Here is a 12,569-nt window from a genome sequence, read left to right as displayed (position 1 = left end):
CATTCAATTCGCCGCTGAACACCCGAGAGACCTCCGATGGCCGGACATTCCCAATTCAAGAACATCATGCACCGCAAGGGCAAACAGGACGCCATGCGCTCCAAGATGTTCGGCAAGCTGGCGCGGGAAATTACCGTCGCCGCCAAGCTCGGCACGCCGGACCCGGCGATGAACCCCCGGCTGCGGCTGGCGATCACGGCGGCGCGCGCGGAAAACGTGCCGAAGGACAATATCGAGCGCGCGATCAAGAAGGCCATCGGCGGCGAGGGCGAAAACTACGATGAGATCCGTTACGAAGGTTACGGTCCCGGCGGCGTCGCGGTGATCGTCGAGGCGCTGACCGACAACCGCAACCGCGCGGCCTCCGACATCCGTTCCTACTTCACCAAGTCCGGGGGCAACCTCGGCGAAACCGGCTCGGTGTCTTTCATGTTCGACCGCCTCGGCGTTATCGAGTACGACGCCAAGGCCGCCTCCGACGATACCATGCTGGAAGCGGCGATCGAGGCCGGCGCCGACGACGTGGCGTCCAGCGAAGACGGTCATGAAATCTTCGCCTCGCAGGAGACCTTCCGCGAAGTGGCCAAGGCGCTGGAGGCGAAGTTCGGCGAGCCGCGCAAGGCGGCGCTGCTGTGGAAGCCGCAGAACACCATCGCGGTCGACGACGAAACCGGCGAGAAGCTGTTCAAACTGCTCGATCTGCTCAACGAGCATGACGACGTGCAGAACGTCTATGCGAACTTCGAGGTGTCGGACGCACTCGCTGCCAAGATGGGCGCGTAACCGCCATTTGGTGTGGCCCAGCAGGATTTTTTCTTGACGGGGCTCCATTGAGGGCCCATCTCAGCGGCGAGGCGGCTTGTGTCCGTGTTCGCCGCTCATCATTGGAACCAATCAACTATGCCAAGCGACAGTCCACGTATTTCGCCGACAACGGTTGTGGTCTAGAGCGCTTGCGGCTCACCGACCCTGCCGTTGCCGGCAGAACCTCAAGGTGAGTCATGACCGATACCCACGCAGCGCGGGAAAGCGCTTTCAATGCGGCCGTTCTGGCTGCAAGCCTGATCGGCGAACACGCCGCCGACATCGTCGAAATTCTCAACAAGCTCTCGCCATCGGACGCCGCGGACGTTGTGCGGCTGATGCCGCGCGAGACCGCGATTGAAATTCTCGACAAGCCCGAACTGGATTTCGGTGCCGAGATCATCGAGGCGCTTCCCCGCCATGTCGCCGCACCCCTGCTCGCGGGCATGTCCGCCGACATGGCGGCGGACATCGTGCAGCAACTGGAGGAGCCTGCGAAGACGGAGCTGCTGGCCGGGCTCGATGATGTGTCGCGCGGGGCGATCGTCGGTCTGCTGGAATATCCGGAGAACACCGCCGGTGCGATGATGACGACGGAGTTCGTCAGCGTGCCCAGCAATTGGACGGTCGAACAGACGCTTCAGCATATCCGCCAGGTCGAGCGTACCCGCGAAACCGTCTATGCGATCTATCTGCTCGATCCCGTCGCCCGGCGTCTTGTCGGCGCGGTGACTTTGCGGCGGCTGATCTCCGGGGAGCCATCCGAAAAAATTCTCACTCTGGCGCCCGCGACCGCGCCGATTACCACGCTTCCGCTGGTCGATCGCGAAGACGTGGCGCGGCTGATCACGAAGCACGATCTGCTGGCGGTTCCGGTCATCGACAAGGCGGGCCATTTGCTCGGCATCGTCACCGTCGATGACATTATCGATGCGATCATCGAGGAGAATACCGAGGACGTGCAGAAGTTCGGCGGCATGTCGGCGACCGAAGAACCTTATATGCAGATCGGGCTCGGCGGCATGCTCCGCAAGCGCGGCGGCTGGCTGGCGGTGCTGTTCATCAGCGAGATGCTGACGGCCAGCGTCATGCAGCATTTCGAGGGTGAACTCGAGAAAGCGCTGGTCCTGACGCTGTTCATTCCGCTCATTATGAGTTCCGGTGGCAACTCCGGTTCGCAGGCGACATCGCTGCTGATCCGCTCGCTGGCGCTGCGCGAGGTGAGGCTGTCGGACTGGTGGCGGGTGATGTTTCGTGAACTGCCGACCGGTCTGATTCTTGGGGCCGGATTGGGCGCCATCGGCATGGTGCGGATCGTGCTGTGGCAGAAGCTCGGCATCTATGACTACGGCGAGCACTGGATTCTGGTGGGGTTGACGGTGGCGGCTGCGCTGGTCGGCGTCGTGACATTCGGTTCGGTGGCCGGCTCGATGCTTCCCTTTGCCCTGCAGAGGGTCGGCTTCGATCCCGCCAGCGCCTCGGCGCCGTTCGTCGCGACCCTCGTCGATGTCACGGGGCTGATGATCTATTTCAGCGCCGCGTTGCTGATCCTGCGCGGGACGCTGTTGTGACGCGGACGTTCCGGGGACTTTCCGCTATCATCCCGGCATGACATCTCTGCCGATTCGCTCACCCGTCCGCATTATGGGAATCGATCCGGGCCTGCGCCGGACCGGCTGGGGCGTGATCGACGTCGATGGCAACCGGCTGATCTATGTCGGGTGCGGCTCGGTGGAATCGCGCGAGATGTCGCCGCTGGCGGAGCGGCTGCTGGCGATCCATGAAGGCCTCGCCCGCGTGCTGGGCGACTTCAAGCCCGCCGAGGCCGCCGTCGAGCAGACCTTCGTCAACAAGGACGGCGCGTCCACGCTCAAGCTCGGTCAGGCGCGTGGCGTCGCCATGCTGGCGCCGGCGATGTTCGGAATATCGGTGGCGGAATACGCGCCCAATCAGGTGAAGAAGACCGTGGTCGGCGCGGGTCATGCCGACAAGAACCAGATCCGCGTCATGCTCGGCATGTTGCTGCCGAAGGCAGACCCGAAGACGCCCGACGCCGCCGACGCGCTGGCCATCGCCATTACTCATGCCCATCACCGCCAGAGCGCACTGCTGAAGCTGAAGGTCGCCGGCGCATGATCGGAAAGCTCAAAGGTCTGATCGATTCCTACGGCGAGGACTATGTGATCCTCGACGTGCAGGGCGTCGGCTATCAGGTGCATTGTTCGGCGCGCACGCTGCAGGCGCTGCCGCAGCCGGGTGAAGCGGCGGTGTTGTCGATCGAGACTTACGTGCGCGAAGACCAGATCAAGCTGTTCGGTTTTCGCTCCGACATGGAGCGCGAATGGTTTCGCCTTTTGCAAACAGTGCAGGGTGTCGGCGCGAAAGTTGCGCTCGCGGTGCTCAGCACGTTGCCGCCGCACGATCTTGCGAATGCGATTGCGCTGCGCGACAAGGCTGCCGTTGCGCGCACGCCGGGCGTCGGCCCCAAGGTGGCCGAACGCATCGTCACCGAGTTGAAGGACAAGACTCCGGCCTTCACCAATCTCGACCCGGCAGTGGTGCATCTGTCCGGCGCGATCGACGAGAACCGCGCGCCGCGTCCCGTCACCGATGCGATCTCGGCGCTCGTCAATCTCGGCTACGGCCAGCCGCAGGCGGCGGCTGCCATCGCAGCCGCTTCACGCAGCGCGGGTGAGAAAGCCGAGACGGCGCAGTTGATCCGGCTGGGCTTGAAGGAACTGTCGAAGTGACCGGCGGTGCGCGAGATGCGAGCGCCGGGGCCAGCAGCCTCAAGCGGATCGGACGATTTTTCGGCATCGTTGCGATCTTCACAATTGTAGGCCCGCTGACGATTGCCGTGATCGTGTCGCTGCTGGTGATCGCGCTGGGCGCGCCGCTGTTGCAATTGCTGCTGGCGGTGGCCGACCTCGATGCGTTGCGCACGGTCGCTTCATTCGCGGCGTGGCTGCTGGCGGCGGTCGCGATCCTTGCATCGTTTTTGCCGTCGGCCGCGGCAGGGACCATTTTCGCATGGAGCGCGATCTACGCCGATCTCAACGCCATCTGGATGGCATGGCTTGCCGCAGGCGTTGCCGTCGCCGGATTTGTTGTATTCGGGATGTATGTCCACCCGAGCGAATCCTCCGCGCTGATCCTGCCGAGTGTGCAGTCGCCGGCGCAGGCGCTCTCGCTGTTCTCCATGCTGGCCGTCCTCGCTTTTCTCGCCGCCAGTTTCTGCTGGTGGCTTGCCCGTCCGCTGCATCGGGTTAAACATACGTCATGAACTCGCCTCGCATCGTCACCCCCGAACGCCGCGCCGACGACATCGGCGACACCTCGCTGCGGCCGCAAAACCTGTCCGAGTTCGTCGGCCAGCAGCAGGCGCGCGCCAATCTTCAGGTGTTCATCGACGCTGCGCGCAAGCGCAGCGAAGCGCTTGACCATGTGCTGTTCGTCGGACCGCCGGGATTGGGCAAGACCACGCTGGCGCAGATCGTGGCGCGCGAACTCGGCGTCGGCTTCCGCGCCACGTCCGGTCCGGTGATCGCCAAGGCCGGTGATCTCGCGGCCTTGCTGACCAATCTTGAAGAGCGCGACGTTTTATTCATCGACGAGATTCACCGGCTCAGTCCGGCTGTCGAAGAAGTGCTCTATCCCGCGATGGAGGATTTCCAGCTCGACCTCATCATCGGCGAGGGACCGGCGGCGCGCTCCGTGAAGATCGATCTGGCGAAATTCACGCTGGTGGGCGCAACCACGCGCGCTGGACTTCTCACCAATCCGCTGCGCGACAGGTTCGGCATTCCGGTGCGGCTGAATTTCTATACCGAGGAAGAACTCGAAAAGATCGTGACGCGCGGCGCGCGTGTCCTCAACATCGGCATGACCGCCGATGGCGCCAATGAAATCGCGAAGCGCGCGCGCGGCACGCCGCGCATCGCGGGACGGCTGCTGCGCCGTGTGCGCGACTTTGCGTCGGCGGCCGACGCCGACGCCATCGACCGCAAGATCGCGGACAACGCGCTCGGCGCGCTTGAGGTGGACAAGGCGGGTCTCGACGCCATGGACCGCCGCTATCTGACGACCATCGCGATGAACTACGGCGGCGGGCCGGTCGGCGTCGAAACCATGGCGGCGGCGCTCTCCGAGCCGCGCGACGCTATCGAGGACATCATCGAGCCGTTTTTGATTCAGTGTGGCTATCTTCAGCGCACGCCGCGCGGGCGCTTGCTGACCTCCCACGCGTTCAGGCATCTCGGTCTTGCCGAGCCGTCGCGCGATCCGTCGCAGTTCGGGCTATTTGGGGGCGGCGAAGACGACGCGGAACCGTAATTCCGCTCCAATTTGCAGGCATGGATGGCGTGCATCACAGATTAACCATTCATGATTTCACGTCGTCATTTTCTTCGGTTCGTCGCAGGGCTCGGCGCTTTTGGCGCTTCGACCACGGCGTATGGATTCGGAATCGAACCCGGACGGCTTCGCGTCGCGCGCTATGACATCGCGCCCAAGCAGTGGCCCGCGGATTTCAATCTCAAGATCGCCGTCATCACCGACCTCCATGCCTGCGATCCGTGGATGTCGCTCGATCGCATCCAGACCATCGTCGATCGCACCAATCGCCTCAACGCGGATGTCATTGTGATGCTGGGCGATTACGTCGCCGGGCATCGCCACGTAACGCGCTACATTCCGGCCGATGAATGGGCGCCGGTGCTGGCGGGACTGAAAGCGCCGCTTGGCGTCCATGCGATTCTCGGCAACCACGACTGGTGGGAAGACAAGGCGATCCAGCGCGCGGGCGAGGGCCACACGGTCGCGCGGCGCGCGATGGAAGCCGTCGGCATCCCGGTTTACGAGAATGATGCGCGTCGTCTGACCAAGAACGGCCGGCCGTTCTGGCTCGCCGGTCTGGGCGACCAATTGGCTTATCTGCCCGCGCGGCGTTTCCGGCCGACCGGCCGTATCGGTGTCGACGATCTTTCCGCGACGCTGGCGAAAGTCACTGACGATGCGCCGGTCATTCTGCTGGCGCATGAGCCCGATGTCGCGCCGCGCGTGCCCGCGCGGGTCGCGTTGCAACTGAGCGGGCATACGCATGGCGGCCAGGTCAGGCTGTTCGGCTGGTCGCCGGTGGTGCCGTCGCGGTACGGCGGCAAGTTCGCCTACGGTCATAGCCGCGAAAAATGCGATGTCATCGTTTCGGGCGGTCTGGGCTGCAGCATCTTGCCGTTCCGTCTCGGCGTTCCTCCCGAGATTGTGCAGGTGACGTTGGGCGGAGCGCCTGCCGCCATCTCCTAGCGAGGTGCCGTGCTTGTGCCGACGGGAATTTTGCGCAAAGGCTGAAGCATGACCATTCATCTCGACGGATCGATCCGCGACGGCCGGCACGTTATGCAGGCGCGTGTCTATTACGAAGACACCGACTTCACCGGCATCGTCTATCACGCCAACTATCTTCGCTTCATGGAGCGGGGCCGCACCAATTATCTGCGGCTGCTCGGCGCGGATCAGCACGCGCTGTTCGCGGAAGCCCAGGACGAGGCGCCGGGTTTTGCGTTCGTGGTGCGGGCGATGCAGATCGAATATCTCAAGCCCGCGCGGATGGACGACGTTCTCGACATCGTGACGGTGCCGGCGGACATCAAGGGCGCGTCGATCACGCTGGCGCAGGAGGTGCGCCGTGGCGACGACATCCTGGTGGAAGCGCGGGTCAAGGTTGCGTTCGTCTCGGGCGGCCGCGCGCGTCCGATCCCGAAGGCGCTGCGCATCGCCATGAAGGCGGATCAGGACGCGGCCTAGCGTTATCACGAACGAGAAGGCCGAATCTCCGCTTCTCAAAAAACAGCGGCGATACGAGGGGATGCACCGCCGCTTCAAGTTGTCGTCAGAGAATTACGCTGCCGCTTTGTGGCGTGCGACTTCGGCTTTGAAGAGCACCATTTCTTCGGCCAGCGCTTTCGCCACACTTGGCCTCGCGCGGAAGCGGTTGAGATAGTCGTTGATCGCCGGCCATTTCGTCAGATCGATCGGCGGTATCGCCATGGTCCAGTTCAGCACGGTGCCGAGATACGCATCGGCGACGCTGAAATGATCGAGCAGGAATTCGCGGCCTTCCAGATAGCTGTTGAGGAAATCGAGCCGTGAAAGCCCCTTGCTGAGCGTATAGGAATGGACTTCCGCCGGCGCTTTCCGGTCGAGCAGGGTGACGAACAGCCCCTTGTGCAGTTCGGTGCCGACAAAACACAGCCACTGATGCAACCGGCTGCGCTCGATGCCTGAGCCCGCTCCGATGCCGGCATCCGGGAAACGATCGGCGACGTATTGAAGGATGGCAGCGTTCTCGGTGAGCACGAGGCCGTCGTCCGTGCTGACGGTCGGAACGAGACCGAGCGGGTTCACGCTGCGGAAATCCGAATTGTCCTGCAGCACCTTCTTGGATTTCGGATCGACCTCGAGATAGCGGGCTTCGGCGCCGGCTTCATAGAGCGCGATGCGGGTTGCCATCGAACAGGCGAGCGGTGAGAAATAGAGGTCCATGGTGCGTCTCCTTGTTGAAACCGATCCGTCCTTGATTTTTATACCGTTCCGCATAAATTAAATGCGGTCAAGAGAATTATTTGCGATATGGTACAAAAAAAGAAAGAATCTTCGAAAACGCCGCCCGCTGCGTCAAGGAAGCGTGGCCGCCCGCGTGCGTTCGAGCCGGACGTGGCGCTCGGCAAGGCGATGGATACTTTCAGGGATGGAGGGTTCGCGGCGACCTCGCTCGACGATCTCAGCGAGGCGATGGGCATCAACCGGCCGAGCCTCTATGGGACTTTTGGCGACAAGCGCGACCTGTTCCTCAAGGCCTATGAGAAGTATCGTGCAGAAATGGCGGCGACGTTTGCGCCTGCGTTCGATCCTGGGCTGACGCTGCGGCAGATGCTGGAAAAGATCTACGCGATCGCGCTCGACGTTTATCTTGCGGGCGAGAATGGCCCGCGCGGCTGCTTCACGGTCATGACCGCGACTTCGGAGGCGATGGCTGATCCGGAAATCCGTTCTCTGGTGCAAAGGGCGCTGGGATCGACGCAGCGGACACTCGCCAAGCGGTTTCAGACCGCGTTGGAAACCGGCGAACTGCCGCCGGCGGCCAATATCCAGATCCTGTCGCAGGTCGCGGCGTCGACTGTCGATGCGCTCGCGGTTCGGGCGCGCGCGCGTGTGCCGCGCGCGGATCTGGAGGCGATTGCCAAAGGCACCATCGATCTGATCTGCGGGCCGCCCAAAGCGGCAAACTAAGCATCTGTGCAGGTGACGGCTGCGTTCAACTCATGTAAAAGACACTTACATGAGCATGAATGAACGATGAGCTGGCACAAGAACCGCGGCCGCCGCGAAGGCGGCTACCATCACGGCAATCTGAAAGAGGCGCTGGTGCAGGCCGCGCTCGATCTGATCGCCGCCAAGGGACCGGCGGGTTTCACGTTCGCCGAAGCGGCGCGCTCGGCGGGCGTCAGCCCGGCCGCGCCGTATCGCCATTTCCGCGACCGCGATGAATTGCTCGCCAGCGTGGCGCAGCAGGGCTTCGAGCAATTCGAAGCGCAGCTCACCGCGGCCTGGGACGACGGTCGGCCGGATACGCCGACGGCGTTTCAACGTATCGGCAAGGCCTATCTCGCCTTCGCGCGCGAAAACCCCGCTTATTACTCTGCGATGTTTGAATCGGGCATTCCGATCGAGAGCAATCCCGCGTTGCTGCTTGCCGGCGAGCGCGCCTTCGCTGTCATTCGCGCAGCATCCGAACGCCTGGTGGCGATGGCGCCGCCGAATGTACCTCGCCCGCCGGCCATGATGATGGCGCTGCATATCTGGTCGATCTCGCATGGCATCGCATCGCTGTTCGGGCGGGGCGACGCGGCACGGCGGAAACTGCCGATGTCGGCGGAAGACCTGCTGGAGGCGGGTGTTCTGATCTATTTGAAGGGTCTTGGGTTCCCGACCGACCAGCGGCCGCCCGGAACTCCCCCGAAATAATTTCGATGCGGCTGGCCATGCCCCGCTTGACAAAATCTCCGGATGTTTTATCTATGTAAATGTTATTTACATTCACGGAAGCGTGAAACAGGGAGGATGCTCATGGCGAACTCTGGAACCGCCAACACTGCACATCTCGACAGATGGGGCCGCCCGTCCTGGGCCGGACCGCATCACGACAATTTCGAATCGCGGAGCGACTGGCGTCCCGGCTTCCACCCCGGACGGATCATTCTGATCGTCGCCGGTTTCATCATCTGGTGGCCGCTCGGTTTGGCCGCTCTCGCTTACTCACTCTGGAGCAGAAACATGGGTTGCTGGTCGCACGATCGTCACGGTCGCTTCGCCGACAAGATGGAGCGCATGCAGTACAAAATGGAACGGATGCGCAGCCGCATGGAAGGCCGCGGATTCTACGCGCCGTCGAGCGGCAACCGCGCCTTCGACGATTACCGCATGGAGACGCTGCGCCGTCTCGAGGAAGAGCAGACCGAGTTCAAGGATTTCCTCGATCGCCTGCGTCACGCCAAGGACAAGGAAGAGTTCGACGCCTTCATGGCGCAGCACAAGCGGCGCCCGACGCCGCCGAACGATCAGCCTCAGGGATAGGCATGATCCCGAGAAGTGGACACCGGTTCTCGGACAAGATCACGCCTTGAGACACGCCCCCGGCTAACGAAGCCGCCCACCTGTCGAACAGGTGGGCGGTTTTGTTTTTGACGTCAGTCTGACAGCGCATTCCTGATGGCACGCTCGACCGGCGAAAAGTCGCCGTCGTCCCGATTCAAGGACAGTGCAGCCGCCGGGAGAAGCGGCGGTTGAGCCATGAATCGCGGACGGCTGCCGCGATGTGGCTGAGCCGCATGAACAAGAAAGGGATGGCAGAGGTAGACCGTCCCGGCATCGCCCGTTGCCAGCACTTCCGGCAATTCCGCCGTTTCGGCGAAGCCGTTCGCGGCCAGCTGTCTCAGCGTCAAACCGTTATCGCCTGCCGGAGCCAGCGTTCGCGCGATCTCGAGGTGAGATCCAACGCGAATACGGGTTGGGGCATCATCTTCACCGACATCCGAGAACAGGAACAGCATCAGCAACGCGCGTCCCTTCGACGTTACGTTTGCCCGCCATTGCATGAAGTCGGGATTTTCGGTGCCGAAACTGACATCGATGTGCCATCCGGCATCGCCCGGGTCGTCCGGCGAGGGAAACCGCACCGGGAAAGTGCCGAGGCCCATGCGGGGCTGCCAGCGGTTCTTGCCGGCAAGCTGGTCGAACGCATCATGGAGAACGGGGGTATTTGCGGCCATCGCGAACGGCTGTTGTCCGTACTGGCCCAGTCGGATGACAGGTTTGGTCCATGTTGCAGGATCATCCGGATCGCAACCGGTGTCGCGCCAGAGGATTGCGCGGCATGCGTCCGCAAGTTCGCGCGGAAATGCATTCTCGATTTTGACGAATCCGTCGCGGACGAATTGTTCGATTTGCGCATCGCTAAGCGTGCGCGTGGGATTTGCAATGTTAGGCATAAGACAGCTCATAAACATCGGCCAGCAGCACGCTCTGCGCTCAGAGCGAGGCTGGGGTGTGGATTTCGATTTTTCAACAGGAGGGGCCCCTGCGAAGCGGGGGTGAGCCGTTAGCGTTGAAGGAAAACCGAACCGATGTTGAGAGTGATGAATTTCATAGCGGGTCAATTCTATTTGGTGATGCGGCTCTGTTCAACCGGGACGCGCGTGAAATGCGTGCGCTTTACTGAGTTGCAGGCGATGGAACCGGTGCAGCGGCATCATTGCTCCGCAATTTCATCTGAAACCGGATTTCGATCGCGGTCTTGAGCAGGACCAGAACGATCAATGGCGCGCCGCTTCCGATCATCTGCGCAATGAATGCGCCGCCCATGATCGCAAGATGCATGATCACGATGCGCTTGTAGAAGCCGCCCATGATGACGCCCGTGTCCGCGCTGTTCAGCGGCGGCTTGGTGAACACGAAGCGGTTGACGGCGTCGTTGATGAAGATCGCGCCCTGTCCGACAAACAGCGCAACCAGCGGAATCCACAGATCCTTGCCGATGACGATAAGCCGGATGAAGTCCCGCGCGTCGTCAATGCGTCCGGCCCAGGGGCCTGCGAACAGCGTGTAGATAAACAGCATATGCACGGTCATGAATAATCCGGCATGGACCGTGAAGAATCCTGCCAGCGCCAATGTGCCGGCGATGCTGCGCCCCGCCACCGAACCGGGATCGCGTGACATCGTCGCCACTCGCAGGATGGTCCAGAACCCGATCACCGCGGTCTCCAGCCAGTAGAGACACAGCAGCACGAAGGTGTCCCAGCCCCAGAACAGGATTCCGGCCAGCGGCACAAGATTGGACAGGATCAGGACCGCGGGGACCCATGCCGAGCGCGTCGGCAGGCCGGGATCGGAGGATGCAGGGACCGTGGATGTCATGATCCGAATAAAGCCCATTCCCTGCATTGAGCAAAGCGCATCCTGCCGCGCGATGTGGTGGTGCTGCCGATATGCTGTTTGCTCATGCGTGTCCTTACGATTGGCTATTCAAGCGCTTTCCAATTGCCATGAGGCGCCGGATGCGTATCAATGAGGCATGACCAAGCGCGTGACATCACTCCGCCGCCGCTGGTGGCGATCCGTTTCATGCAGCGGCACATGGCAGGCTGATCGAGGCGCGTGATCGCGCTGATCGTCGTCCATTCGTACATCCTTCGCTTTCCTGAATCCGCCGAAAGACATCATGCCTGCAAATGCGCAGCATCTCATCGCGTTGCCCGCAGCCGCGCTCGCCTGGCTCGGGCGCCAGGGCACCCGCGCCATCGCGGCGCTGGTGTTCATCGGCATCGCCATTCCGCCGCTCGGCGCGCTGCTCAAGCCCTATGTCACCGAGGCGGTGTTCGTCCTCCTCGTGATTTCGTTCATGCGGGTCGATGTCGCGGCGATGCGCGGATACCTCGCGCGCCCGGCGCTGGTGATCGGCGCTACACTGTGGAGCACCATTGCCGTGCCGCTGCTGTTCGGCATCGGCGGCGTCGCGAGCGGTCTCGATACATCCGCGCCTGATCTGTTTCTCGGCCTGATGTTGCAGGCGGTGGCGTCGCCGATGATGGCGTCGCCCGCGCTGGTCGCGCTGATGGGACTGGATGCGACGCTGGTGCTCATCACGCTGGTGACGAGTACGGCGCTGGTGCCGCTCAGCGCGCCGCTGTTCACTTACCTGTTTTTTGGCAACGCACTGACGCTGTCGCCGCTGGCGCTGGGATTGAAGCTGTTCGCGATTCTTGCCGGCGCGATCCTTGCCGCGACCGTGATCCGGCGGCTGTCAGGCGCGGACGCGATCGTGCGCCACAGGCACGCCATCGACGGCTTCAATATTCTGGTGCTGCTGGTGTTTGTCAGCGCGGTGATGGGAACGGTGGCTGCGAGCTTCTGGGCGCAGCCGCTTCATGTGCTGCTGCTCACCGTGTTCGCCTTCGTGGTGTTCGCGGTGCTGCTGGGCGTGACCACGCTGGTGTTCCGCACGGCGGGCCGGGAACGCGCATTGGCGCTCGGGCTGATGGCGTCCCAGCGCAACATGGGACTGATGCTGGCCGGTACCGACGGTGTGCTGCCGGGCCTCACCTGGCTCTATTTCGCGTTGGCCCAGTTTCCGATTTACCTCTCGCCGCAGCTGCTGAAGCCGCTGGTCCGGCGGCTGCGGGCAGCGTCCACAGCCCCGCCATGACCGG

The 12,569-nt window shown here is 62.7% G+C and carries 15 protein-coding genes; 12 read left to right on the top strand and 3 right to left on the bottom strand.

All coding sequences use genetic code 11. The features are described 5' to 3' along the window. The first annotated feature begins 36 nt into the window (after positions 1 to 36). The 8 genes from AC07UB_RS21270 to ybgC all read left to right on the top strand — a co-directional run bounded on the left by AC07UB_RS21270 (position 37) and on the right by ybgC (position 6,606). On the top strand, positions 37 to 783 hold the full coding sequence (locus AC07UB_RS21270; protein WP_492791808.1) for a YebC/PmpR family DNA-binding transcriptional regulator: 747 nt from the start codon (positions 37 to 39) through the stop codon (positions 781 to 783). A 218-nt stretch (positions 784 to 1,001) separates the two neighbouring features. Continuing rightward, positions 1,002 to 2,375 carry a magnesium transporter gene (gene mgtE, locus AC07UB_RS21265; protein ID WP_492791809.1) on the top strand — a complete coding sequence of 458 codons (1,374 nt, stop codon included), beginning with the start codon at positions 1,002 to 1,004 and terminating at the stop codon, positions 2,373 to 2,375. 37 nt (positions 2,376 to 2,412) lie between these two features. Further along, positions 2,413 to 2,940: a crossover junction endodeoxyribonuclease RuvC gene (ruvC, locus tag AC07UB_RS21260; RefSeq protein ID WP_492791810.1), complete on the top strand. Its 528-nt coding sequence runs from the start codon at positions 2,413 to 2,415 to the stop codon at positions 2,938 to 2,940. Beyond that, positions 2,937 to 3,554 carry a Holliday junction branch migration protein RuvA gene (ruvA, locus tag AC07UB_RS21255; protein WP_492791811.1) on the top strand — a complete coding sequence of 206 codons (618 nt, stop codon included), beginning with the start codon at positions 2,937 to 2,939 and terminating at the stop codon, positions 3,552 to 3,554. The genes ruvC and ruvA overlap by 4 nt, the downstream gene beginning before the upstream one ends. After that, positions 3,551 to 4,087, top strand: coding sequence for a hypothetical protein (locus tag AC07UB_RS21250; protein ID WP_494653704.1), 537 nt, complete (start codon positions 3,551 to 3,553; stop codon positions 4,085 to 4,087). The genes ruvA and AC07UB_RS21250 overlap by 4 nt, the downstream gene beginning before the upstream one ends. Further along, positions 4,084 to 5,136 carry a Holliday junction branch migration DNA helicase RuvB gene (gene ruvB / locus AC07UB_RS21245; RefSeq protein WP_492791813.1) on the top strand — a complete coding sequence of 351 codons (1,053 nt, stop codon included), beginning with the start codon at positions 4,084 to 4,086 and terminating at the stop codon, positions 5,134 to 5,136. The genes AC07UB_RS21250 and ruvB overlap by 4 nt, the downstream gene beginning before the upstream one ends. Before the next feature lie 51 nt (positions 5,137 to 5,187). Beyond that, a complete protein-coding gene (locus AC07UB_RS21240) occupies positions 5,188 to 6,105 on the top strand; it encodes a metallophosphoesterase (RefSeq protein WP_492791814.1) in 918 nt (305 codons plus the stop codon). Positions 6,106 to 6,153: 48 nt separating this feature from the next. Further along, positions 6,154 to 6,606, top strand: a complete 453-nt coding sequence (gene ybgC, locus AC07UB_RS21235; RefSeq protein ID WP_494653706.1) for a tol-pal system-associated acyl-CoA thioesterase — start codon at positions 6,154 to 6,156, stop codon at positions 6,604 to 6,606. Between the two features lie 93 nt (positions 6,607 to 6,699). On the opposite strand, the gene AC07UB_RS21230 is transcribed toward ybgC, so the two are convergent. Next, a complete protein-coding gene (locus tag AC07UB_RS21230) occupies positions 6,700 to 7,344 on the bottom strand; it encodes a glutathione S-transferase N-terminal domain-containing protein (protein WP_492791816.1) in 645 nt (214 codons plus the stop codon). Positions 7,345 to 7,431: 87 nt separating this feature from the next. Between AC07UB_RS21230 and AC07UB_RS21225 the strand changes: the two genes are divergently transcribed. From AC07UB_RS21225 to AC07UB_RS21215, 3 genes are all read left to right on the top strand, one after another. Then, positions 7,432 to 8,091, top strand: a complete 660-nt coding sequence (locus AC07UB_RS21225) for a TetR/AcrR family transcriptional regulator (protein WP_492791817.1) — start codon at positions 7,432 to 7,434, stop codon at positions 8,089 to 8,091. A gap of 66 nt (positions 8,092 to 8,157) precedes the next feature. Next, complete coding sequence (locus AC07UB_RS21220) at positions 8,158 to 8,826, top strand: TetR/AcrR family transcriptional regulator (protein ID WP_492791818.1); 669 nt, start codon at positions 8,158 to 8,160, stop codon at positions 8,824 to 8,826. A 102-nt stretch (positions 8,827 to 8,928) separates the two neighbouring features. Continuing rightward, a complete protein-coding gene (locus AC07UB_RS21215) occupies positions 8,929 to 9,435 on the top strand; it encodes a DUF2852 domain-containing protein (RefSeq protein WP_494653709.1) in 507 nt (168 codons plus the stop codon). A gap of 113 nt (positions 9,436 to 9,548) precedes the next feature. Here AC07UB_RS21215 and AC07UB_RS21210 read toward each other — a convergent pair whose 3' ends face one another. Both AC07UB_RS21210 and AC07UB_RS21205 read right to left on the bottom strand, forming a co-directional pair. Beyond that, complete coding sequence (locus AC07UB_RS21210) at positions 9,549 to 10,349, bottom strand: phytanoyl-CoA dioxygenase family protein (protein ID WP_494654193.1); 801 nt, start codon at positions 10,347 to 10,349, stop codon at positions 9,549 to 9,551. Between the two features lie 223 nt (positions 10,350 to 10,572). Then, positions 10,573 to 11,277: a DUF6498-containing protein gene (locus tag AC07UB_RS21205; RefSeq protein ID WP_494653711.1), complete on the bottom strand. Its 705-nt coding sequence runs from the start codon at positions 11,275 to 11,277 to the stop codon at positions 10,573 to 10,575. A 304-nt stretch (positions 11,278 to 11,581) separates the two neighbouring features. Between AC07UB_RS21205 and AC07UB_RS21200 the strand changes: the two genes are divergently transcribed. Further along, positions 11,582 to 12,565, top strand: coding sequence for a Na+-dependent transporter (locus AC07UB_RS21200; RefSeq protein WP_494653712.1), 984 nt, complete (start codon positions 11,582 to 11,584; stop codon positions 12,563 to 12,565). The last annotated feature ends 4 nt before the right edge of the window (positions 12,566 to 12,569 follow it).

This window comes from Afipia sp. GW821-FHT04G03, assembly GCF_059419985.1.
The sequence above is the reverse complement of the archived record's forward strand: the minus strand, read 5'-3'. Positions and strand labels throughout refer to the sequence as shown.